General features: G+C 56.5%; 23 protein-coding genes. 9 read left to right on the top strand and 14 right to left on the bottom strand.

The features are described 5' to 3' along the window. Nucleotides 1–45 precede the first annotated feature (45 nt). Genes BVC71_RS01575 through BVC71_RS01555 form a run of 5 tightly spaced genes read right to left on the bottom strand, consistent with a single transcriptional unit; the run spans nucleotide 46 to nucleotide 5,840 of the window. Nucleotides 46–261, bottom strand: a complete 216-nt coding sequence (locus tag BVC71_RS01575) for a formate dehydrogenase subunit delta (protein WP_086449880.1) — start codon at nucleotides 259–261, stop codon at nucleotides 46–48. Next, complete coding sequence (fdhD, locus tag BVC71_RS01570; RefSeq protein ID WP_086449879.1) at nucleotides 258–989, bottom strand: formate dehydrogenase accessory sulfurtransferase FdhD; 732 nt, start codon at nucleotides 987–989, stop codon at nucleotides 258–260. The genes BVC71_RS01575 and fdhD overlap by 4 nt, the downstream gene beginning before the upstream one ends. Continuing rightward, the gene (gene fdhF / locus BVC71_RS01565; protein WP_086449878.1) at nucleotides 986–3,871 is read right to left on the bottom strand and encodes a formate dehydrogenase subunit alpha; all 2,886 of its coding nucleotides are present in this window, start codon (nucleotides 3,869–3,871) and stop codon (nucleotides 986–988) included. The genes fdhD and fdhF overlap by 4 nt, the downstream gene beginning before the upstream one ends. Then, a complete protein-coding gene (locus BVC71_RS01560) occupies nucleotides 3,868–5,385 on the bottom strand; it encodes a formate dehydrogenase beta subunit (RefSeq protein WP_086449877.1) in 1,518 nt (505 codons plus the stop codon). The genes fdhF and BVC71_RS01560 overlap by 4 nt, the downstream gene beginning before the upstream one ends. Further along, the gene (locus BVC71_RS01555) at nucleotides 5,382–5,840 is read right to left on the bottom strand and encodes a formate dehydrogenase subunit gamma (protein WP_086449876.1); all 459 of its coding nucleotides are present in this window, start codon (nucleotides 5,838–5,840) and stop codon (nucleotides 5,382–5,384) included. The genes BVC71_RS01560 and BVC71_RS01555 overlap by 4 nt, the downstream gene beginning before the upstream one ends. 288 nt (nucleotides 5,841–6,128) lie before the next feature. On the opposite strand from BVC71_RS01555, the gene BVC71_RS01550 reads away from it, so the two are divergent. Beyond that, the gene (locus tag BVC71_RS01550) at nucleotides 6,129–6,323 is read left to right on the top strand and encodes a hypothetical protein (RefSeq protein WP_086449875.1); all 195 of its coding nucleotides are present in this window, start codon (nucleotides 6,129–6,131) and stop codon (nucleotides 6,321–6,323) included. Here BVC71_RS01550 and trxC read toward each other — a convergent pair whose 3' ends face one another. Further along, nucleotides 6,324–6,749 (bottom strand): thioredoxin TrxC, encoded by a 426-nt coding sequence (trxC, locus tag BVC71_RS01545; protein WP_086449874.1) that lies wholly within the window; start codon nucleotides 6,747–6,749, stop codon nucleotides 6,324–6,326. A gap of 231 nt (nucleotides 6,750–6,980) precedes the next feature. Between trxC and BVC71_RS01540 the strand changes: the two genes are divergently transcribed. The 3 genes from BVC71_RS01540 to BVC71_RS01530 are packed head-to-tail and all read left to right on the top strand — an operon-like array spanning nucleotide 6,981 to nucleotide 8,368. After that, nucleotides 6,981–7,187 (top strand): cold-shock protein, encoded by a 207-nt coding sequence (locus BVC71_RS01540; RefSeq protein WP_086449873.1) that lies wholly within the window; start codon nucleotides 6,981–6,983, stop codon nucleotides 7,185–7,187. 41 nt (nucleotides 7,188–7,228) lie between these two features. Further along, on the top strand, nucleotides 7,229–7,765 hold the full coding sequence (locus BVC71_RS01535) for a DUF4329 domain-containing protein (RefSeq protein ID WP_086449872.1): 537 nt from the start codon (nucleotides 7,229–7,231) through the stop codon (nucleotides 7,763–7,765). 57 nt (nucleotides 7,766–7,822) lie between these two features. Beyond that, nucleotides 7,823–8,368: a gamma-glutamylcyclotransferase family protein gene (locus tag BVC71_RS01530; RefSeq protein ID WP_086449871.1), complete on the top strand. Its 546-nt coding sequence runs from the start codon at nucleotides 7,823–7,825 to the stop codon at nucleotides 8,366–8,368. Here BVC71_RS01530 and gltX read toward each other — a convergent pair whose 3' ends face one another. Then, the gene (gene gltX / locus BVC71_RS01525) at nucleotides 8,369–9,691 is read right to left on the bottom strand and encodes a glutamate--tRNA ligase (RefSeq protein WP_086450635.1); all 1,323 of its coding nucleotides are present in this window, start codon (nucleotides 9,689–9,691) and stop codon (nucleotides 8,369–8,371) included. A gap of 60 nt (nucleotides 9,692–9,751) precedes the next feature. Between gltX and BVC71_RS01520 the strand changes: the two genes are divergently transcribed. Together BVC71_RS01520 and BVC71_RS01515 are read left to right on the top strand one after the other, a co-directional pair. Then, nucleotides 9,752–10,126, top strand: coding sequence for a metallopeptidase family protein (locus tag BVC71_RS01520; protein ID WP_086449870.1), 375 nt, complete (start codon nucleotides 9,752–9,754; stop codon nucleotides 10,124–10,126). Between the two features lie 77 nt (nucleotides 10,127–10,203). After that, on the top strand, nucleotides 10,204–11,121 hold the full coding sequence (locus tag BVC71_RS01515) for an MBL fold metallo-hydrolase (protein WP_086449869.1): 918 nt from the start codon (nucleotides 10,204–10,206) through the stop codon (nucleotides 11,119–11,121). Here BVC71_RS01515 and BVC71_RS01510 read toward each other — a convergent pair. The 3 genes from BVC71_RS01510 to BVC71_RS01500 all read right to left on the bottom strand — a co-directional run bounded on the left by BVC71_RS01510 (nucleotide 11,116) and on the right by BVC71_RS01500 (nucleotide 15,039). Next, nucleotides 11,116–12,474, bottom strand: a complete 1,359-nt coding sequence (locus BVC71_RS01510; protein ID WP_086449868.1) for a glutamine synthetase family protein — start codon at nucleotides 12,472–12,474, stop codon at nucleotides 11,116–11,118. The two genes, BVC71_RS01515 and BVC71_RS01510, sit on opposite strands and share 6 nt — an antisense overlap. 108 nt (nucleotides 12,475–12,582) lie before the next feature. Next, nucleotides 12,583–13,263: a DUF1236 domain-containing protein gene (locus BVC71_RS01505; RefSeq protein WP_086449867.1), complete on the bottom strand. Its 681-nt coding sequence runs from the start codon at nucleotides 13,261–13,263 to the stop codon at nucleotides 12,583–12,585. 114 nt (nucleotides 13,264–13,377) lie between these two features. Continuing rightward, nucleotides 13,378–15,039, bottom strand: coding sequence for an NAD+ synthase (locus tag BVC71_RS01500; RefSeq protein WP_086449866.1), 1,662 nt, complete (start codon nucleotides 15,037–15,039; stop codon nucleotides 13,378–13,380). A gap of 142 nt (nucleotides 15,040–15,181) precedes the next feature. Between BVC71_RS01500 and BVC71_RS01495 the strand changes: the two genes are divergently transcribed. After that, nucleotides 15,182–16,636, top strand: a complete 1,455-nt coding sequence (locus BVC71_RS01495) for an MORN repeat-containing protein (protein ID WP_086450634.1) — start codon at nucleotides 15,182–15,184, stop codon at nucleotides 16,634–16,636. Nucleotides 16,637–16,648: 12 nt separating this feature from the next. Here BVC71_RS01495 and BVC71_RS01490 read toward each other — a convergent pair whose 3' ends face one another. Beyond that, a complete protein-coding gene (locus BVC71_RS01490; RefSeq protein WP_086449865.1) occupies nucleotides 16,649–18,175 on the bottom strand; it encodes a cryptochrome/photolyase family protein in 1,527 nt (508 codons plus the stop codon). Beyond that, nucleotides 18,169–18,807: an SDR family NAD(P)-dependent oxidoreductase gene (locus BVC71_RS01485; RefSeq protein WP_086449864.1), complete on the bottom strand. Its 639-nt coding sequence runs from the start codon at nucleotides 18,805–18,807 to the stop codon at nucleotides 18,169–18,171. The genes BVC71_RS01490 and BVC71_RS01485 overlap by 7 nt, the downstream gene beginning before the upstream one ends. Before the next feature lie 265 nt (nucleotides 18,808–19,072). On the opposite strand from BVC71_RS01485, the gene BVC71_RS01480 reads away from it, so the two are divergent. Next, nucleotides 19,073–20,632 carry a 2-isopropylmalate synthase gene (locus BVC71_RS01480; protein ID WP_086449863.1) on the top strand — a complete coding sequence of 520 codons (1,560 nt, stop codon included), beginning with the start codon at nucleotides 19,073–19,075 and terminating at the stop codon, nucleotides 20,630–20,632. A 150-nt stretch (nucleotides 20,633–20,782) separates the two neighbouring features. Further along, a complete protein-coding gene (locus tag BVC71_RS01475) occupies nucleotides 20,783–21,649 on the top strand; it encodes a hypothetical protein (protein ID WP_086449862.1) in 867 nt (288 codons plus the stop codon). A gap of 39 nt (nucleotides 21,650–21,688) precedes the next feature. Here BVC71_RS01475 and BVC71_RS01470 read toward each other — a convergent pair whose 3' ends face one another. Further along, nucleotides 21,689–22,408, bottom strand: coding sequence for a sigma-70 family RNA polymerase sigma factor (locus BVC71_RS01470; protein ID WP_086449861.1), 720 nt, complete (start codon nucleotides 22,406–22,408; stop codon nucleotides 21,689–21,691). Between the two features lie 43 nt (nucleotides 22,409–22,451). Continuing rightward, the gene (locus BVC71_RS01465; protein WP_133064473.1) at nucleotides 22,452–23,471 is read right to left on the bottom strand and encodes a P-loop NTPase family protein; all 1,020 of its coding nucleotides are present in this window, start codon (nucleotides 23,469–23,471) and stop codon (nucleotides 22,452–22,454) included. Nucleotide 23,472: the final 1 nt, after the last annotated feature.

Raw genomic sequence — 23,472 nt, 5'->3', positions numbered from 1 at the left:
GCGGTTTGTATACAAATGTATGCAAACCAGCGCAACGGCGATAGCTTACGCTTTTTGGAATAGCAGCTTTGCACCTTTGTAGGCCAATGGCGACAAACCTTCGCCGCCCGCATCCAGATGCGCGGCCAGTTGTTCGCGCATGCGTGGTTCCCAAAAATCATGCAGATGATCCGCCACGCGGTCCGCCTGATCATCACCCGGCTGCGTTTCGAAAAAGGTCGCGATCTGGTTGACCATATAAACCATCTTTTCCGTTTTCATGGGCGTATCCGTTCAGGGTGAGTGAAAGTTTCAAAATGATCCCCCCGCGACAATGCCGCGACGGTCAGGTTCGATTTGTCCGCGATTTCAATGGCCTGCGCAGTTGGGGCCGATACCGCGATCAGGATAGGCGCACCTAAGATAGCGACCTTTTGCACCATATCAATCGACACGCGGCTGGTCAGCACAATCGCGCCCTGTTCGGGGTCGATGCCCCTCTGCATCAAGGTGCCGATCAGTTTATCCAACGCATTGTGCCGCCCCACATCCTCGCACGCGGCGATGATGTCGCCCTGCCAGAACGCTGCGCCATGTACCGCGCGGGTTTGGTCATGCAACGGCTGGTGATTACGCAAATCAGCGGTCGCGGCGCGGACCTGTTCGGTGGTCATGGCGAAATCCGATATCACACGCGGCACATCGCGCACGGCCTGATCCAGACTGTCGATCCCGCATAGACCGCAGCCCACAGGCCCCATCATCGAACGCCGCCGTTCTGCCATACGATCCGCCGCCGCGTCTGAAACCCACATGCGGACCTCGTACCCTTTGGCGTGTCTGATGACCTCTAGCGTTTCGATTTCATCGCCGCGCGTCACTGTGCCTTCGGTCAGCGCGAAACCGATCCCAAAGGCATCGAGTTTATCGGGCGTTGCCATCATCACCGCCTGCGTCGTGCCGTTAAACACGATCGCAACGGGGACTTCTTGCGGCAACACCCGTGTCATTCGGCAGCGGGCAAAATGCGGCGCGAGGCCGCCGCTTGGGCGTTGTAATCCTCTTGCCAATCGGTCGGGCCATTGGACAGGCTGACCTGCACCGCTGTTACCTTGTATTCAGGGCAATTGGTGGCCCAGTCGCTGAAATCGGTGGTTATCACGTTGGCCTGCGTATCAGGGTGGTGGAACGTCGTATACACAACGCCCGTGCTGACCCGATCCGTGATCTGCGCCCGCAGCGACGTTTCGCCAGAACGCGACGCCAGTTTGATCCAGTCGCCGTCCTTGACCCCGCGCAATTCGGCGTCGTGCGGATGGATCTCCAGAACGTCCTGATCGTGCCAGACAGAGTTTTCCGTGCGGCGCGTCTGCGCACCCACGTTGTATTGCGACAGAATACGCCCCGTGGTCAGCAGCAGAGGGAAACGCGGCCCCGTTTTTTCGTCCGTCGCCACATATTCGGTGACGATCAAACGGCCTTTGCCGCGTACAAACCCGTCAACGTGCATCAGCGGAGTGCCCTCTGGGTGCGCGTCATTGCACGGCCACTGGATCGATCCCTTTTCCTCTAGCGCCTCATAGCTGACGTTGGCGAAGCTTGGCGTGGTGGCCGCGATTTCATCCATGATCTGGCTAGGATGCGTATAGGTCCAGTTCGCGCCCATGGCGTTGGCCAACATCTGAGTAATTTCCCAGTCCGCATAGCCGTTCGGCGGCGCCATCACCTTGCGCACGCGGTTGATGCGGCGTTCGGCGTTGGTGAACGTGCCGTCCTTTTCCAAGAACGACGATCCGGGCAGGAACACATGGGCGTAGTTTGCGGTTTCGTTCAGAAACAGATCGTGGACGATCACGCATTCCATTGCCGCCAGACCAGCAGCGACATGTTTGGTGTCTGGATCGGATTGCAGGATGTCTTCGCCCTGACAATACAGGCCTTTGAACGTGCCTTCGACGGCCGCGTCCAGCATGTTGGGAATACGCAGACCCGGTTCAGGATCGATCGGCACGCCCCAAGCGTTTTCGAACACTTCGCGCACGTCCGCGTTTTTCACATGGCGATAGCCGGGCAATTCATGCGGGAACGATCCCATGTCGCACGACCCCTGCACGTTATTTTGACCGCGCAATGGGTTCACGCCCGCCCCGTTAATTCCCACGTTGCCCGTCAGCATGGCAAGGTTCGCAATCGCGATAACAGTGGTCGATCCTTGGGAATGTTCTGTCACGCCCAATCCGTAGTAGATCGAAGATTTCCCCACTGTCGCATATAACCGCGCGGCGGCCCGCAGATCCTCTGCGGGAACGCCGGTCAGCAGTTCGGTTGCCTCGGGCGAATGGCGTGGGTCACTGACGAAATCGGCATAGGCTAGATATTCATCCCAGTCACAGCGCGTGCGCACGTAGGATTGGTCGATCAGGTTTTCGGTGACAATTACATGCGCCATGGCGGTGACAACGGCGACGTTCGTGCCTGGGCGCAAAGGCAAATGGTGATCGGCCTGAATGTGGTTCGATTTCACCATATCCGTACGGCGCGGATCGACAACGATCAGCTTTGCGCCCTGACGGATGCGTTTTTTCAAACGGCTGGCAAACACGGGGTGCCCATCGGTCGGGTTCGCACCGATGATCATCGCGCAATCGGTTTCTTCGACACTGTCGAAATCTTGCGTCCCGGCCGAGGTGCCAAAGGTCTGCCCCAAACCATAGCCCGTCGGCGAATGGCAGACGCGCGCGCAAGTGTCGGTGTTGTTATTTCCGAACACCGCACGGGTCAGTTTTTGAACCAGATAGGTTTCCTCATTCGTGCAGCGCGAAGACGTGATCACGCCAATCGATTTCTGACCGTATTTTTCCTGCAATCCGCGCATCTTGGTCGCGGCGAAGGTCAGCGCCTCGTCCCACGATACCTCTTTCCACGGCTGATCGACGCTGTCGCGGATCATCGGGTTCAGAATACGGTCTTTGTGTTTGGCGTATCCATAGGCAAAGCGGCCTTTGACGCAGGAATGGCCGCGGTTCGCTTTGCCGTGTTTATAAGGCGTCATGCGCACCAATTCGTCGCCGCGCATTTCGGCCTTGAACGAACAGCCGACACCGCAATAGGCGCAGGTGGTCACAACCGATTTGGTAGGCGTGCCCATTTCGATCACGGATTTTTCTTGCAACGTCGCCGTCGGGCAGGCCTGAACACAGGCGCCGCAGGATACGCAATCGGACGATAGGAAATCATCGCCCGCAGCGCCTGCAGACACGCGGCTGTCGAAACCGCGTCCTTCGATGGTTAGGGCGAATGTTCCCTGCACCTCTTCGCAGGCGCGGACGCAGCGGGAACAGACGATGCATTTCGCAGGGTCATAAGTGAAATACGGGTTGCTGTCGTCTTTGGGAATGAACTGAGGGTTCGCTTCGCCGTTTTGACGCACATTGAAATGGGTTTGTTTGGGATGATACCGCACGTCGCGCAGACCGACGATGCCCGCTTGATCTTGCAATTCACAATCGCCATTCGCCGCGCAGGTCAAACAATCCAGCGGGTGATCGGAAATGTATAATTCCATCACGCCTTTGCGCAGTTTTTGCACCTTTGGCGATTGGGTTTTGACAACCATACCGTCGGCAACGGGCGTGGTGCAGGACGCGGGCGTGCCACGGCGGCCTTCGATTTCAACGACGCATAGACGGCAGGATCCGAACGCCTCTAGATTATCGGACGCGCATAGCTTCGGGATATCAATCCCCGCCAGCGCAGAGGCCCGCATGACCGACGTACCCGCAGGCACGGTCACATCAAATCCGTCAATTTTTAGCGTGACGGTTTTATCGGATTTCGACGCAGGGGTTCCCAGATCACGGTCGTCGCCCCATGGGATGATAAAGTCCTTCATTCCGCTGCCTCCTTTGCGGATTGAAATTCGTCGGGAAAGTTTTGCAGCGCCGACATCACAGGGTACGGCGTGAACCCACCCAGCGCGCATAGCGATCCGTCTTTCATTGTATCACAAAGATCGGTCAACAGATCGATCGCGTCCGTATCGCCCTGCGCAATGCGGTCGATGGTTTCGACACCGCGCACGGCCCCAATGCGGCACGGCGTGCATTTGCCACAGCTTTCTACCGCGCAGAATTCCATCGCAAATCGCGCCATGCCCAGCATATCGGCGGTATCATCAAAGACGACGATCCCTGCGTGGCCGATCAATCCGCCTTGGCGGTCGAACTCTTCGTACCCGAACGGCGTGTCGAATTTGGACACGGGCATATAGGCACCCAACGGGCCGCCGACCTGCACCGCCTTGACCGGACGACCCGATGCGGTGCCGCCCCCGATTTCATTCACCAGATCACCCAAAGGCATGCCGAAAGCCATCTCAAACAGCCCGCCGAATTTCACATTGCCCGCGATCTGGATCGGCATGGTGCCTTTGGATCGGCCCAGCCCGAAATCGGCGTAATGCTGCGCGCCCTTTTCGAAAATCACAGGTACGGTCGCCAGCGAAATGACGTTGTTTACGACCGTCGGACGGCCCATGAACCCCTCGAGCGCGGGCAGAGGCGGCTTGGCCCGTACCGTGCCGCGCTTGCCCTCTAGACTGTTCAGCAACGACGTTTCTTCGCCGCAGACATAGGCTCCCGCGCCGACGCGGATTTCGATGTCAAACTGATGGCCAGACCCCAGAACGTCGCCCAAAACGCCGTTTTTACGGGCGATATCGCAGGCGTCATTCATCTGTTCGATGGCGTCTGGATATTCTGAACGGATATACACGAACCCTTTGGTCGCGCCGACGCCGATACCCGCGATGGCCATGCCTTCGATAAGGGTAAAGGGGTCGCCCTCCATGATCATGCGGTCGGCAAAGGTGCCGCTGTCACCTTCGTCCGCGTTGCAAACGATGTATTTCTGCGGGGCGTGGGCCAATCGAACCGTGTCCCATTTGATACCCGTCGGGAAACCCGCACCACCGCGTCCGCGCAGGCCCGACGTTTTCACCTCGTCTACGATGGTTTCTGGCGTCATCGCGATAGCGCGGCGCAGGCCAGCCAAACCGCCATGCGCCTGATAATCATCCAACGACAGCGGGTCGATTTTACCCACCCGCGCAAACGTCAAACGCGTCTGGGCCGCAAAAAACGGTAGCTGTTCGACGTCGCCCAGTGATTTGTCGCTGTCACCTTCAAAGATCGCTTTGACGTCGGCAACAGTCACGGGACCATAGCCAATACGACCCTGATCCGTTTCGATTTCGACCAAAGGTTCTAACCAGATCATGCCGCGCGTGCCGTTGCGGATGATGGTCGCATCAATGCCGCGTTCGGCGATTTCAGCCTGAACAGCCGCAGCAATGCGGTCAGCGCCCAAGGCTTTGGCAGCGGCGTCGCGGGGAATGTAGATTTTCATGCGCCGACCTCTTTCAGGATTTCATCGAAACGGGCCGTATCGACGCGGCCCTCTAGTTGGCCGTCGACCATCACAGCAGGTCCGCAGGCGCACAGACCCAGACAATAAACCGGTTCGATCGTCACACCGCCCGCCGTTTTACCATGCCAATCGCCGCCCAGCAGAGCCAATGCCCGATCCGACAGCGCATTCGCGCCAACGGCCTGACAGGCCTCTGCGCGGCAGACTTTGACCACATGTTTGCCCGCAGGGGATTTGCGGAAATCATGATAGAAACTGATGACGCCGTGCACCTCGGCGCGGCCAATATTCAGGGCGGCGGCCAGTTCGGGCACTGCGGTTTCGGGGATATGACCCAATTCGGCCTGAATATCATGCAGCATCGGCAGTAAAGGGCCCTCTAGATGGGCATGCCTTGCGATGATTTCGGAAACGGTCTGGATTGTCTGCGACATCTGGAGCTCCGGTAATTTGACGCAAAATGCGCGCAATTACCCGATCGATCAATATCAAAGAACCGTTAAACGATAGATATTACCTATCAAAATCACATGCGATTCGACCATTTCTGGCCCGAAATTTAACGCCTGTGCGAAAAATTATCCACAAAATCGAATTTCAGGCGATCCAAAGGGATAGATTACACGCCAGAGGAATACGCGACCGACTCTGCAATCTGAAAACGGAATATCAATACTTATCGCCTTTAACGAGTACACCATGAACATAGAGGACAAGGCCAAATGATCATTCTTTTTCTGACCAGCAGCTTTCTGGGCCTCATGGTGGCAATCGGCGCAATGAGTTTCCTACACTTGCCGATTGTGCCTGCGTTCGCATTGTATCTAGGGCTGGGCATCGCCCTGCCGTTATGGGCCATTGTTAATCAGATGAAACCAACCCGCGCCAAAACGATCGCTGAACAAGCTCCGTTCTAATTATCCGTTAATCCAACGCATAATATCTGGCCCGCGCATTGCGCCTGGCTGGCGTTTGACCTCTTTGCCTTTGGCGAAATAGATCATCGTCGGGATGCCGCTTATCCGATATTTTGTATTGGCTGCACGGTGTTGGTCGGTATTCAGCTTGGCCAAACGCACCTTTCCCGCCATCGCTGCGGCGGTTTTTGAAAACTCTGGTGCCATCGCACGACACGGCCCGCACCACGGCGCCCAGAAATCCACAATCAGCGGCACATCGTCATTGCGCGCGGCCTTTTGTAACGTCGTCAGATCGAGTTCGACAGGTTTGGAATTCATCAGTTTGCTGCCGCAGGTCGCACATTTCGGAGTGGCCCCCAATTTGTCTTCAGGCACGCGGTTGACCTGACCACAGTCCAGACAGGTGATTTTCATTCCAGCCATTTGCGCTCTCCTGCTTGCGAAACATAAGGGATATAAGATGTGTTAAGATCCGACACAACCCACAGTGTCAAAAGCTTTACTTGATTAATTTCAACTTCATGCCATGCTATAGCCTGCGAGTTACGACCTTTTTCGACACTGTCTCCTTTTTCGGCCCAGTTCTTCGATCCAGTACTGACAAGCCGAGCCGCTGCAATACCGCGAGCGGACACTACTACAAGGAGTCTCACGATGGCCACTGGCACCGTGAAATGGTTCAACACTACCAAAGGCTACGGCTTTATCGCCCCTGATGGCGGTTCCAAGGACATTTTCGTTCACATTTCCGCAGTCGAGCGTTCGGGTCTGCAGGGTCTGAATGAAAACCAGAAAGTCAGCTTTGAACTGCAGTCCGGCCGCGACGGTCGCGAATCTGCAATCGATCTACAGCTGATCTGATTTAGGTTGATTTATTTCATGGGCGCAGGAATGCTGTGCCCATGAAGTTTTTTGCGTCTATTTGTTTTAGCCTGATCGCGTTTGCCAACCCAGTGATTGGACAAACGATCAGCCCCGTGGCCGAGGAACAGGCCTATATCGTCAAAATTTTCGAAAAAATTCAGCCGCGTTCTTTTGCACTGAACAGGGAGATTTGCGGCTATATCGGACGCAATGATGCAGGCCGTTTGGTCAGTAGCCGTTTAAGCACCGGTTCAGAAGCTGGATGCACCCTGCCCCACTGGCCTACGAAATTCGACGTTATCGCGTCATTCCACACCCACAGCACATATAGCCCCGAATATAATTCCGAAGTGCCATCATCGACCGATATGGAATCGGACGAGGCATCTGGCATCGATGGATGGATCGCGACCCCAGGTGGGCGGCTGTGGTATGTGGATTCATCCGAAATGATCGCTTATCAAATCTGCGGTCACCATTGTGTGCCACAAGATCCCAATTACATCGACGAACCAGGGCAAAACATCAAACCCTACTACAGTTACCGCGCCATCCTAAAAGGCGAAGGATACTGACGGTCGATTATTGGTCATGACCACTCTATATGACGGGTAACCAAGTAAGAGACCCCAATGACCCACCCGCGATTTTTCGGCTACGGCAGCCTTGTTAACCTGACCACTCATGAATACCCCGACCCACAGACCGCCACGCTAAAGGGTTGGCGGCGTGTATGGCGTCACACCTCGATCCAAGAGCCCGCATTCCTATCGGTGGAACCATGCGACGAAACGGTATTGCTGGGCGTCACAGCGCAGGTACCGCATGGAGATTGGGTCGCTTTAGATGAACGAGAGTCGGGATATCAGCGCAAAGACGTGACCCACCTGATTGACGGGGCGCAGATGCCGACCGCCGTTTATGAGGTTGAGGCACGGCATTATCAGGCGCCTTCGGTCAATCCAATCCTGTTGTCGTATCTGGATGTCGTCGTTCAGGGGTACATGGATATGTTCGGCGATGAAGGTGCGCAGCATTTCTTTGACACGACGCACAATTGGGGTCCGGTCCTGAATGACCGCGCCGACCCGCGTTACCCCCGCGCAAGAAAATTGACCGCCGCACAGACGGCGACGGTCAACGAATATTTAGCGAAATTGGGTCAGCCGCAGGACTGATTACAGGCGCGGTTTCACCTGCATCAGCTGCATGACATTGCCCATGTCCGGGCCGCGTTCGCGGCCTGTGACGGCCTTGCGCAGCGGCATGAACAGACCCTTGCCTTTGCGGCCTGTTGCCTCTTTCACTGCGGACGTCCATTCGCCCCAAGTGTCTGCAGTGTATGGCGGTTCGCCCAACAGACCCAGCGCGGTGTCAATCATTTCGCGGTCCTCTTCAGCGACCAGCGCAGGGGCGCCATCGCGGAACAGGGTCCACCAGTCCTGCATGTCGGACAGGAACGTGATGTTTTCACGGACAACCGACCAGAACGTTTCGGCCAGATGTTCGGGAACACCCAGCGCCAGAACATCGGCTTTCACGGCGTCAAACGGTTTCGCAGCGTTGATGCGCGCGGTCAGAGGCTTCAGATCCTCGACATCGAATTTGGTCGGGGCCACGCCGAATTTCGACACGTCGAAACCGTCGATCACCTCTTGCACGGTGTCGCGCAGCTCAACAGGGTCGGATGTGCCCAAACGCGCCATCAGCGACATGATCGCCATTGGTTCGACGCCTTCGCCCTTCATGTCCTTTAGCGACAGAGTGCCCAGACGTTTCGACAGTGCCTCGCCTTGTGGGCCGGTCAGCAGCGAATGGTGGGCAAAGGTAGGCACGGTGCCGCCAAGCGCCTTGATCATCTGGATTTGCGTTGCGGTGTTGGTCACGTGGTCGGACCCGCGCACAACGTTGGTGATGCCCATTTCAGTGTCATCAACAACGGACGCCAGCGTGTACAGGAATTGACCGGAATCTTTGATCAGAACAGGGTCGGATACGGACGATGCGTCGATCGAAATGTCGCCCAAAATCCCGTCAGTCCATTCGATGCGTTCCCAGTCCAGTTTGAAACGCCAGTGCGATCCGCCGCGTTCTTCGCGCAGGCGATCCTTTTCATCGTCAGACAGGGCCAGAGCAGAACGGTCGTACACAGGCGGTTTGCCCATGTTCAGCTGTTTCTTGCGTTTCAGGTCCAATTCGGTCGGCGTTTCAAAGCATTCGTACAAACGACCCATTTCGATCAGTTTGTCTTTGGCTGCGGTGTAACGATCCAGACGTTTGGATTGATATTCAACGCGGTCATAGGTGATGCCCAGCCATTCCAGCGCATCCATGATCCCGTCGACATATTCCTGTTTGGAACGTTCCTGATCGGTGTCGTCGATCCGCAGGATGAACGTACCACCCTGTTGCTTTGCAATGCAAAAGTTCATCAGCGCTGCGCGCAGGTTACCAATGTGCATCCAGCCAGTTGGGGACGGGGCAAAACGGGTTGTTGTCATGTTCATCTCCTGTTCGTTCTGCCTCTTTCATATTGGGCTATAAATGTCCATATCGGGGTTATGGACTATACCGCCCCCACCAACGATCAAATCGCCGAATTGGCCCGCAAAACGGCCGATCATTTCCCTGCGCCGTTTAACGAACACGCCCGCGCTGTCGCGATTTGCGTCGATGACTGGCCCGAGGACGACGAAGAGGACGATCCATACACTCTGACGGGGCTGTATGTCGGTGTGCCACTGACGCAAAAAGGGTTCGCCGAAAGCGTGGATGACACCGTTTGGTTGTTCCGCCGTCCGATCATTGATGAATGGGCCGAACGCGGGGACGTGACCTTTGCCGAACTGGTCGCCCATGTCACCACCCACGAATTTGCGCATCATTTCGGTTGGACCGATGATCAGATCGCAACGATTGATCGCTGGTGGGAATAATCCACTCACGATAGTTTGACTAACCCGCCATAGCAGCCGCCCTATCTCACTTAATTATTGAAATAGGGAGACTATTAATGACCATTACACGCCGACAGGCGCTATTAACTGGCGCAACTCTACCTATCGCGAGCTTTGCCATGAACGCATCCGCCGCTGGGCACGCGACGTCGCCTGAACCCACACCGATCACCCACCGCACATTCAATCTGGGCGAATTCGAGGTAACAACCCTGCTGGCGGGCAGCCGCCCGATGGATAACCCCCAAGGCACCTTTGGCATGAACGCCAGCGCCGAAGAATTCGAAGCGGCCTCCGCCGAAAACTTTATCCCTGCCGACCGCAGCGTGAATTTCTTTACCCCCACGGTCGTGAACACAGGGTCCGAAGTTATCCTGTTCGACACGGGCCTATCGGCTGACGGGATCACCTCGGCCTTGGCTGGGGCGGGTTATTCGGCAGATGACATCACCCATGTTGTGCTGACCCACATGCACGGCGACCACATTGGCGGTTTGTCGGGCGATGCTGGCGTGACCTTTGCCAATGCGGCCTATGTCACGGGTCAGGTCGAATATGACCATTGGGCCGCAGCTGGGAACGATGGTTTTGACGCAAAGGTGCGCCCACTGGCTGAAAAGATGACATTCCTTGGGGATGGTGGTTCGGTGCGGTCAGGCATCACTGCCGTTGCTGCGCATGGGCACACGCCCGGTCATATGGGTTACATGCTGGAATCGAATGGCAGCCAACTGCTGCTGATGGCCGATACGACCAATCACTATGTCTGGTCGCTACAGCACCCCGAATGGGAAGTCCGTTTTGACATGGACAAAACTGCCGCCGCCGAAACCCGCAAGCGTATTTTGGGGATGGCAGCCGCAGACCGTATTCCTGTTGTGGGCTATCACATGCCGTTCCCCGGACTGGGTTACATCGACACGCGATCGGAAAACGGGTTCCATTTCGTGCCGCACAGCTACCAGCTGTTATAAATTCGGCCCATATAGCTGCCATTCGGCATCCGTGACCCAAAGGGCGAGTGTTTCCCATTCGCCCTTTTTCACTGCCGAATATGTGGCGTGCAAATCGGCGCCCAGAATGGATTTCATCGGATTGGATGCGGCGAACAGATCAATCGCCTGATCCCAGCTGGTTGGTAGAGTGGGATAGTCCACGCCGCCATCAGGACCTTCGGCCCCTGCCCCGATGCCACGTTCGATCCCGTCCAATGCAGCGCCCAAAGTCACGGCTGCAACCAGATACGGGTTCGCATCCACGCCGCCGATACGGTGTTCGAAATGGCGGGATTTGGGGCTACCTGCAGGGACGCGCAGGGCAACGCCGCGATCTTCGACAGCCCAAGTATTCGTGGCGGGCGAATAGACCTTGCGCGCGAACCGACGCCAAGAATTCAGAACAGGCGCAAATACCAACATGCTATCTGCCATCGACGCGCGGATGCCGCCAATCGCCGACAGCATCAGCGGCGACAGGTCATCCCCCTGATCGGCAAACAGGTTCGCGCCGTTTTCGTCCGCCAGCGACAAATGCAAATGCATGCCCGAACCCGAGCTTTCGCCAAAAGGTTTCGACATAAAACAGGCGTCCATATCGTATCGACGCGCAGTCATGCGGATCAGGCGTTTGGCGCGGATAATATCATCCGCCGCGGAAATCAGATCGCGATAGCGCAAGGTCAGTTCAAATTGGCCCACAGCATATTCGGAAATAACGGTTTCCAGCGGCAGATCCATCGCCGCAGCGCCCGCATAAACATCGTCAAAGAACGGCGCCATTTCGTCCAGTTCATCGACGGACATGCAGTTGGTGCCCGACAACCGCCGCCCCGTCATCGCAGCGCGTGCGGGTTGAACGCGGCCATGGGCATCGCGGTCGCGGTCGATAAGATAAAACTCTAGCTCCATCGCGCCCATGGGGGTGAAACCTGCGGCCTGCGCCCGCGCGACCTGACGCAGCAATGCGCCGCGCGGATCAATGGGGTGCGGTGCGCCGTTTTCCGCCTCCATCTGCAACAAAACCTGCCCGCGTCCTGTGGCAGGCATAAACCCCAAGGTTCCCGCAACGGGCCAACAGCGGCTATCGCCCGTGCCGCCTGTCACGCAATCAATCGCGTCATCCACGTCGTGGCCCGATACGTCCTGCGCAAACAAGGTCGCAGGCATCCCGCGGCCCGATTTGAACAACGGCAGCAGTTCGTGACGGCGAATGATTTTCCCCCGCCCGATCCCGTTTAGGTCAGTCAACACAATATCGATGGCCGATACATCTGGATAAGCGTCTAGAAAAGCTTCGGCTTCGGTGATGGGGGCGCGGTGCGAGGTCATAGCATGTCTTTCATTCTGCACCCATGATGTCTGATCCAAAACCAGATGGTTCACAACAAAAAACGGCGCAGGAAAACCCGCGCCGTTTCGTCAATTAATTAGGCGACATTAGCCGATAACGTCGACAATCACGTTGGTTTCGGCGTCAATCACAACGGTCTGACCATTGACGTTCAGATAGTCAAAGGCGACCTCTGGCGTGTCATAGGTCGTCACGGTTTCAGGGATACCCGCACCAACAACAACTTCACCGTTCAGCCATACAGCCTCAACTGGGTTAGTTTCGATGTAGGTGATGGTTTCTGTCGTTGGTTCAACAGTCGCAGCACCAGCGGCAGCACCCATCATACCCGTTGCGGCGATCACGCCAACAGGGCCACCCAAACCATATGCGATCAGCGCGCCGACCGCACCGCCAGCAAGGCCAGCGCCGGTTTCTTCAGCTTCGGTGGCTTCAACATCGACCATTTCAATGGTTTCAACAGTCGTTACCGTTGCCTGTGGCAGAGTCACGAACTCTTCGCCTTCGTTGATGGTCAGGTAAGGGGCATAGGACCAGCCCTGCACGCCATCGTAGGTAACTTCGCACCATTCAGCGTTGGACAAACAACCGTCAACCATTGCCATTTCGCCACCTGGAATAACAGTTACAGGTTCATACCATGCACCTGGTCCCGAACGAACATTCAGGTCGGTTGCTGCGGTTGCGGATAGCGATTGAGCCGTGGCAGGTGCTGCAGCCATTAGCGCGATTGCAGACCCCATAAGAGCAGTTTTGATCGGTTTCATTTCGAACTCCTTTCAAAGCGACGACAGTGCCGCTGATTTGAAAGGAGAACACGAAAGGGCGCGAAACCGTTCCGCGCCCTAACTTAGCCGTGACCGACATTCACGATCCGGTGATCACATGGAACTATCGCGGAACCTGTTCACAATCGGATAACGGCGGTCCATCCAAAATGCCCGCTTTGTCAAACGCGTACCCGGCGCAGATTGGAACCGTTTATATTCGCTGATGTAAATCAGGTGTTCGACCCGTTTGACGGTATCATAGTCGTAGCCGCGTGCGACCAGATCGGCGACGCTGGATTCTTGATCGACCAAACCTTCTAGGATCGCGTCCAGAATGTCATAGGGTGGCAAGCTGTCTTCGTCTTTTTGGTCGGGGCGCAATTCGGCGCTGGGCGGTTTATTGATGATCGACACTGGGATCACCTCGCCCGCTGGGCCGTCCATCCACGGGCGGTGGTTCGCGTTCCGCCAGCGGCAGGTTTCAAAGACGCGCGTTTTGTACAGGTCTTTGATCGGATTATAGCCGCCGTTCATATCGCCATAGATGGTGCAATAGCCCACGGCGACTTCGGATTTATTGCCCGTGGTCAGCAGCATTTCACCGAATTTGTTCGACAGCGCCATCAACAGCAGGCCCCGCAAACGGGACTGAACGTTTTCTTCGGTCAGGTCAGCGTCGCGGCCCGCGAACAACGGGGCCAGAGTATTGGTGATCGCGTCGCGGCCTTCTTTGATCGGGACATAGTCATAATGAACGCCCAAACGTTTTGCGATATCTTCGGCGTCGTCCAGCGACCCTTGGGACGTATATTCGGACGGTAGCATAACGCAGCGCACGTTTTCTGCGCCCAGCGCATCAACCGCAATCGTCGCAACCAGCGCGGAATCGATACCGCCCGACAGACCTAGCAGCACCTTTTTGAACCCCGTTTTACGCATGTAATCGCGCAAGGTGATCACCATCGCGTGGTAATCGCGTTCCCAGTCATCGCCATAGACGGCCATAAGGCCAGGGGTTGCCTCCCACCCGTCGGCGGTGCGGGTGAAATCAACGTGTTCAACGCATTCTTCGAACAGGGGCAGCTGAACCGCCAATTTACCGCCGCGGTTCAGAACGAACGATCCGCCGTCAAACGCCTGATCGTCTTGGCCGCCAACGGTGTTCACATAGACCATCGGCACATCGTTTTCGACAACGCGCGCCACCATATGGGACATGCGGCGATCAAATTTACCACGGTAATAGGGCGATCCGTTAGGCACGACCAACATTTCAGCGCCGCTTTCGCACATGGTTTCGGCGACATCGCGGAACCATGCGTCTTCGCAAATGGGCGATCCGATCCGCAGCGGACCCGCATCATATGGGCCTTGAATAGCGCCGCGATTAAATTGGCGCACTTCGTCGAACACGTTGTAGTTCGGCAGGAAATGTTTCAGCTGCACGGCCGCGATCTGGCCCTTTTTGCAGATGAAATAGGCATTATACAGACGGTCATCGCGTTTCAGCGGGCCGCCGATGGCCAAAATGGGACCGTCCGCGCATTCGGCGGCCAATGCCTCGATCCGTCTTAGGCAAGCATCGTGGAACGCGGGTTTCATCACCAGATCTTGGGTCGAATAGCCTGCGATAAACATTTCAGGAAACGCGATCATATCGCTGCCTGCATCACGGGCGGTTTCCCACGCGGCGCGCGCTTTGGCGGCGTTGCCTTCGATGTCGCCCACGGTCGGATTCAACTGGGCCATGGTGATGCGGAAAGTGTCGGTCATGTGCAGCCTATCAATCAGTTGGGCCTAGATTTAGCAGAACCACAGGCAAGGGAAAGCCGTTTGACGCCAACAGCTAGCTAAAGCGTTGTAAGATATGCCCATGTCGATTAACGTCTGCGGTGCTGAAACAGGGAAGACCACAATGACTCGGAACGTTGCGCTGGTAGGCGGGGTTGCATTTGCCTTGATGGCAGGGGCGTCCATGGCTCAGGACATCCAAACAAAACAGTACGAGGACGGCGGCGTCTACGAAGGCGAATTCGTCGATGGTAAACAGCAGGGCATTGGCACGTATCGCCTGCCTAATGGTTATGAATACACAGGTGAATGGGTCGATGGCCGCATCCAAGGCATGGGAACCGCACGTTTCCCCAACGGATCGGTTTACGAAGGCCAATTCACCGAAGGTAAACCCAGCGGAACCGGCAAAATCACCTTTGCTGATGGCGGCACCTACGAAGGTGATTGGGTTGATGGTAACATCACGGGGTCGGGCATTGCCCAATACGCAAATGGCGTAACCTACGAAGGCGAATTCCGCAACGCAATGCACCACGGCATGGGCACGATGACCGCAACAAACGGCTATTCCTATGTCGGCACTTGGGTCAACGGTGTCAAAGACGGCAGCGGCACCATCACCTACCCCGATGGCACGGTCTACGAAGGCGAATTGGCGCGCGATGACCGCGAAGGCGCAGGCAAGCTGACCATGCCGGACGGCACTGTGTACGAAGGCACGTGGGTCGCGGGCCAGATCGAAGGCACAGGCCGTTTGGTCCAACCCAATGGCGACATCTACGAAGGTGATCTGGTCGCGGGCCGCCGCGAAGGCACAGGCACCGTCACCTATTCCAACGGCGATATTTATCAGGGCGGATTTGCGGACGACCGCCGCCACGGCCAGGGCACGTTCCGCGGCACCGATGGATATGTATACGTTGGATCGTGGGAAAACGGCGCGATGTCGGGGCAGGCGCAAGTCACCTATGCCGACGGATCGGTCTACGTCGGCGAATTTGCTGACGATCTGCCAAACGGCACTGGCAAAATTACGTATCCCGACGGTTCAACCTACGAAGGCGGCTGGGCCAATGGCGTCATCGACGGCCAAGGCATCGCCACCTACACCAACGGTCTGGTCTACGAAGGCGAATTCAAAGCCGCCAAAAACCACGGCTTTGGCATTATGCGCTACGGCGATGGTTACACCTACGAAGGCGAATGGGCCAACGGTCAACGCGAAGGCAAAGGCATTGCCACCTATGCCGACGGGTCCGTCTATGATGGCGAATTTGCAGGCGGCCAGCGTACGGGTACAGGCACAATCACCATTCCCGACAACCCAGCGACCGAAACCGATGAAACCTTTACCTACACTGGGGATTGGCAAAACGGCGAAATCGCGGGCTTTGGCGTTGCGACATATTCCAACGGCGACAAATACGAAGGCATGTTCGTATCGGGCCGCCGTCAGGGCGCAGGCACGATGACCTATGCCTCGGGCGAGGTGGAAGCTGGTGAATGGAACGATGATTTATACGTCGCCGAAGACACCACCGACGGCGAAGCGACCGAAGAAACCACAGCGAACTAAGGCCTGACGGCCTTAGATCACGTCGCCAGCGTCCAGTTTCGACAGCCAGTTTTCCGCATCAGACAGGACCGCCTTTTGGCGGTCTTCGTCCATGCGGTCCCACGTGCGATAGATATTGCCCATGCGGTGGTTATCTTTGAACCTGTCGCGGTGACGATCCAGAAAATGCCAATACAGCAGGTTAAACGGACACGCATCGGGGCCTGTTTTATCTTTGACCTTGTAGTCGCAGGATTTGCAGTAGTCCGACATCTTGTCGATGTAATTGCCGCTACTGACATAGGGTTTCGACGCGATCACGCCGCCATCGGCAAACTGGCTCATCCCTATGGTGTTAGGCGCCTCGACCCATTCAAAGGCATCTGCATAGACCGACAAATACCATTCATGCAGTTGATGCGGATCGATCCCCGCCAGTAGGCCAAAATTACCCGTGACCATCAGGCGCTGGATATGGTGAGCATAGGCATCCGTGCGGGTTTGTTCGACGGCCTGTGAAATGCAATGCATTTTTGTGTCGCCACCCCAGTAAAACCACGGCAAATCGCGGTGATGACCCAGCGCGTTGCGGTCCACATAATCGGGCCCGTGCAGGAAATAGATGCCCCGCACATATTCACGCCAACCGATGATCTGACGAATAAACCCTTCGACAGCGTTTAGCGGGGCATCGCCGTTGCGGTAGGCATCTTCGGCGGCCTGACAGGCCTCTAACGGGGATAGCAGACCGATGTTGATGTACATCGAAATGATCGAATGCCACAGAAACCGCTGCCCCGTCAGCATCGCGTCCTGAAAATCGCCGAATTTGGGCAATCCGCCTTTGACCCAATGGGTCAACTGCCGCCGCGCCTGTTCTGTATCCGCCGCAAACCAGAACGGGCGTAGATCGCCAAAATGGTCGTCGAACTTTGCCTCGACCAGATCAAGAACGGCGTTCACCGTTTCATCGGGCGAGAAATTCATTGGGCCGTTGAAATCGACCTGATCGGGGGCGGGTTTGCGATTGTCGTGGTCGTAGTTCCATTTACCACCCTCGGGCTGGTCGCCGTCCATGAGCAGCCCCGTCTTGCGGCGTATGTCGCGGTAGAAATATTCCATCCGCAGCGCCTTGCGATCGTCGGCCCACGTTTCAAAATCCGAATGGGTAGCAACGAAACGATCATCACCGAACTGATGCACAGGGATCGGCATATCCTCGAGCGCAGAAATCAGGCGCCATTCCCCCGGTTCGGTGGCGATGATTTCATCCGCTTCATACTGCGACGCATAGCGCAGCAATTCGCCCGTGATCGTCCCCGAATTTTCAGGATCATCCAGTTCGGAATAGGCCACTGTCCACCCGTCATCGCGCAAACGGGCCGCAAATTTCCGCATGGCCGACAGGATCAGCGCGATTTTCTTTGGGTGGTGTTTGACATAGGTCGCCTCGCCCATGACCTCGGCCATGACGACGATGTCTGTATCGATGTCCGCTTCGCGCAAGGCGGACAAATCGGGCGACAGTTGATCCCCCAGCACCAAAACCAGTTTCACCATGGGATCGGTTTTCCAGCGTAGTCATAGAAACCACCCGTTTCGGTGGCGCTATCCAGAACGTCCAGCAGCATCTGTGCGGATTCCGTTGGCTGTAATTTCTTAGCTTTGTAATTGGCGGTGAATGATGTCTCAACAGTGCCGGGATGCAGCGCCAACACGACGGCGTCGCGGTGGGTACGTTTCATTTCCAGCGCCGCGCCGCGGATGATCTGGTTCGCGGCGGCCTTGGACGCGCGGTAACTGTGCCAACCGCCCAAATTGTTATCGCCAATCGACCCGACCCGCGCTGTTAAAACGCCCAACCGCCCGTTCGCGGCCAGTTTCCGTGCGGCATGTTTCAACACAGTCGCCACGCCGATGGTGTTCACCGCAAACACCCGCGCCATCACATCTGGATCAATGGCTGCCAGTGATTTTTCGGGCGCTGCTCCTTCTGGGGCCAGAATGCCAACCGCCACAAAAATGCGGTCAAACGGGCCGTCAAGATCGCCGATCAAACGCGCCACGCCGGCGTCATCACAGACGTCCAAACCATTGACCGACCGCGACAGCCCAATCGTGTCGCCATCCATCGCTTGCACCATGGCCGCGCCGATGCCGCCTGATGCGCCTATCACCAGATTCCGTTTCATGTTGCGGAAATAGAGCCCGCCCCGCCCTGTTCCAGACAGAAAATCATTCAAACCGCGTCAATTCGGCCTTTTCATCATGGGAATCATGGGTATAGTCCGACGCCATGACGCGCTTGACACATATCACCACCGATGCCGGCAACTGCCGTGCTGTGCCTTCGCGCGGCCTTCTACTTCTTAGCAGCCTCTGAGCGTGCCTTCCGGCGCGACCGCTCAGGGGTGTTCTAGCGTCGGGCAAAGCTAAGAAAAGACAAGGAATACAGACATGACCAAAGACCGCGTGTTGATTTTCGACACAACCTTGCGTGACGGCGAACAGTCGCCAGGCGCAACAATGACCCACGACGAAAAACTGGAAATCGCAGAGATGCTGGACGACATGGGCGTCGACGTGATCGAAGCAGGTTTCCCGATCGCCTCCGAAGGTGATTTTCGCGCCGTATCCGAAATTGCACAGCGTTCGAAAAATTCGACGATCTGTGGTCTGGCCCGTGCCAATTTCAAAGATATCGACCGCTGCGCTGAAGCAATCAAAGACGCAGGTTCCGGCCGCATTCACACGTTCATCGGTACATCGCCATTGCACCGAGCGATCCCGAACCTGACCATGGATGAAATGGCGGATAAAATCCACGAAACCGTCAGCCATGCGCGCAACCTGTGTGACAACGTTCAATGGTCGCCAATGGATGCGACCCGCACGGAATGGGATTACCTGTGCCGCGTGATCGAAATCGCGATCAAAGCAGGCGCAACCACGATCAACATCCCTGACACCGTTGGCTACACCGCCCCTGCGGAATCCGCCGACCTGATCAAACGTCTGATCGAAACTGTACCGGGTGCGGATGATGTGATTTTCGCGACCCACTGCCACAACGATTTGGGCATGGCGACTGCGAACGCTCTGGCCGCTGTTGCGGGCGGTGCGCGTCAGATCGAATGTACCGTCAACGGTTTGGGCGAACGCGCGGGCAACACCGCGTTGGAAGAGGTCGTAATGGCACTGAAAGTGCGCAACGACATCATGCCGTTCAGCACTGGCATCGACACGACCAAGATCATGAACATCTCGCGCCGCGTTGCGACTGCTTCGGGTTTCCCAGTACAGTTCAACAAAGCGATCGTTGGTAAAAACGCATTCGCGCATGAATCCGGCATTCACCAAGACGGCATGCTGAAAAACGCGGAAACGTTCGAAATCATGCGCCCCGAGGACGTAGGTCTGGCAGGCACATCGTTGCCACTGGGCAAACATTCGGGCCGCGCGGCGCTGCGCGCGAAACTGGACACGCTGGGTTACACCATGGCGGACAACCAGTTGAACGACCTGTTCGTCCGTTTCAAAGATCTGGCCGACCGCAAGAAAGAGGTGTTCGACGACGACATCGTTGCACTGATCCGTCAGAACGACACGGTCGAGGACGTCCTGAAACTGAAATCCCTGCGCGTTGTCTGCGGCACCGATGGCCCGCAAACCGCTGATCTGGTGATGACCGTTGAAGGCGTCGAAAAATCGGTCACTGCAACTGGCGATGGCCCTGTTGACGCGACATTCAACGCGGTCAAAGAAATCTACCCGCACGGCGGACGTCTGGACCTGTATCAGGTGCACGCCGTGACCAAAGGCACCGACGCCCAAGCCACCGTTTCCGTTAAATTGGAAGAGGACGGCCGCATCGCTACGGGCCAATCGGCAGATACCGACACAGTGGTTGCCTCGGCCAAGGCCTATATCAACGCGATCAACCGCCTGATTGTGCGCCGCGAAAAATCGGCGCCGGGCGACGATATAAAATCGGTAAATTACAAAGACTCGGTTTAATTAAACGGGCGGCCCTTCGGGGCCGCTTTTCTTTCGGACGGGTTTGGTTCCAAACGGCTAGTCGATGCGTGAAAACTCCACTGGCATCTAAACAATACCTGCCCCGCTACGTTTAGGTTTCAGATAGTAACTCAACTAGCAAGGGACGCCATGCAAACCTCGACCGAAACGGCCGCGACAAAGCCGCACGTTCCCCATCGGTATTATACCACGGGCGATTTTCTAGACCTGATCAACGCCCTGCGAGGTTACGACCCAGGCGCTGCATCTCATACCCTGATGGGTCTGTTGCGCATGGCAACCCGCGGCACGGCATCCCCTGTTGAACAAACGGCATTGCGTATTGCAGGGCTTGCTGAATTGAACGGCACTGAATTCAACCTGACTGACGAAGCCACAGATTTGCTGCAGTGTTTCAGCACTGGCCAATTCGACGGCGAAATGACCGACCGCACCGAACAGCGCCCCGCTGTTGCCGAACCAGAAGATACCACTGATTATCTGAATGCGGGTGGTGAACCAGAACCGCTGGCACGTCTGAACATCGGCGGTACCGATTACATGATCGGTGAACTTTCTGACCTGAACATGCTGGCGTATCGTCTGGAAACCGATCTGGAATGGACACACCTGAAAAACACAGTCGAAGAAGGCTGGTCCGAAATTGCCGCTGAAATCATCGCAGCTACACGCGATACGACGCATGATTACATTCGGATGCACATGATCCACCGCCGCAATGCGCAGGTCGGTGAAAACACTGTTCTGTTTGAATTGTTCGGATTTGAATGGTTCATCCGTTTTTCTGACGACAAATGCGAAACCCGCGTCGGCGGTATCGATTGGACAGAGCTGGATATCGAAGGCTTGGACCGCGAAGAAGACATGTCGCAGATCGCTGTTAAAGCTTTGCTGACGGCCGTTCCAAATGCATCCGAACGCTTTGCCGATGACATCAAAGAATGGTCGCTACGTCTGGCTGCGGGCGCGATGGTGATGCCGGCGTTCAACATTTGATCGCTGATCACATCGGTAGAATTTTAGAGGGCGGGTGAATTACTCGCCCTCTTCCATTTCTGCGATAAATTTACGCAAGCGTTCAACGGCAGCCTTTTTGATTTGGCTGACGCGACCCGTCGTGACGCCCAACACTTTGGCAATCTCGTAGACGTTCAATTCTTCGACGTAATACAGCTGCAACAACAAGGCTTCGCGTTCAGGCAGTTGGCCCAGCGCACGACGCAACATCGCTTTCATCTGCTGGTTTTGCAGTTTGTCTTCGACCGTATGCGCACCGTCCGAAAACAGCTTGGATTGGTCCGTGTACAGCTCGTCCAGCGATTTGACTTGGCTGGCGGCGAAACGGGTTTCCCATTCCTCTAGCTGGCCAACTTCGATCCCCAGCTCTTCGGCGACTTCTTCTTTTTCGGGCGCGCGCATCAGCGCTTGTTCCAACTTGGCCGTTGCCGCGCGCACCTTTTGCTGCATCACAATCGTGCTGCGGCAAACACTGGCGTTATCGCGCAAAAAGTCCACGATCGATCCACGCACGCGGATCGCGGCATAGGACCCGAATGACGCGCCCGCCTTTGGTTTGTAGCGACGGCTGGCATCAATCAGGCCCATATAACCGACCTGCAACAAATCATCGACTTCGACCATGCGGCCAACGCGGCCATACATATGCCACGCGATTTTGCGCACGATGTGCATGTGGTCCGCGACCAGTTTATCAGGCGAAATGGTCTGTTCGGAATAGCCTTTGGTTAGCAGCATTTGCGTACTCCCTTTTTGGCGGGTTGGGTACGTAGTTTCGTCATCAGCGGCCTCCTGACACTGGGGTCAGCCATCCATTGGCGATGGCGCGGATGTCCGCGCGGCATGGCCGCTGCAAAGCGTCAACCAGCCCTGCACCCTGCCCCCACAGGGACAGTTTCAGACCAGCCGCCGCGATGGCGCAGAATTCTTCGGGCATCGGTGCCCATTCATCGACACGTGTGAAACACACGCGCGGGCTCAGATGGGACCACTCTTTCAAATGGCGTGCCAACAGCGCGGGATGCATCCCAGTTGGCAAGCACAGGATGATTTCGGTTTGGCCTTCGATCATCAACGTTTCAGCCAATCCCGCACAGGTAACATCCAGATCAAAAATTTGCGGAGCAGCTGGATCGACCAGCCCCCAATCTGGGCGTAGGCGGATTTCATTGACCAATGGGCGTTCGACGTTCAGCCCTAGCAAACGCGCCTGCCCTGTTAGACGATCTTCGGACATCAGACGTGCCTTGCGCGGGGCAATTAGGCGCGGCACCACGTGTGTCCGTTCGGTCATCATCAACGTCGCCATGCGGGCCGCCAACGTGGATTTACCAGCGCCCTGCGGGCCAACGATCAGCGTCCGCGCTGTGCGGCCAGCAAGGTAATTTTCATCCAGAACAGCGCCGCATATGTCGCTAAGGAACCCGTCCTCTTGGCCAGCGGGCTGGCCTAGTTCGACCCACAGGTCTGCCACAAACCCGGGCGCCAAACCTGGCCATCCACCAGACGATTTCGTCATTGTCGGGCGGAACGCTGGCTGGTGTGGGTTGTTATCACGGATGTCGCGCGGATCAGGGCCAACGGGCTGTCCTGAACGTTCCGCCAATACCTCGCCAAAGGTTTTGTTCATTGGCGTCATGCGCGGCGGTTTGCGGCGTTTGGGCGCTTCGGTCGTGGCGCGAACCTCGACCTGACCGTTTTTTTGTTTGGTCGATAGGATATAGGCGTCTTGCCCCAGTCGTTTGACGACCTCGTCCATGGCAAGGGCAGTATCAGATGCGCGTACAACAATAGTAGACATG

The sequence above is a fragment of the Marivivens niveibacter genome, assembly GCF_002150005.2.
Classification (GTDB): domain Bacteria; phylum Pseudomonadota; class Alphaproteobacteria; order Rhodobacterales; family Rhodobacteraceae; genus Marivivens; species Marivivens niveibacter.
The sequence above is the reverse complement of the archived record's forward strand: the minus strand, read 5'-3'. Positions and strand labels throughout refer to the sequence as shown.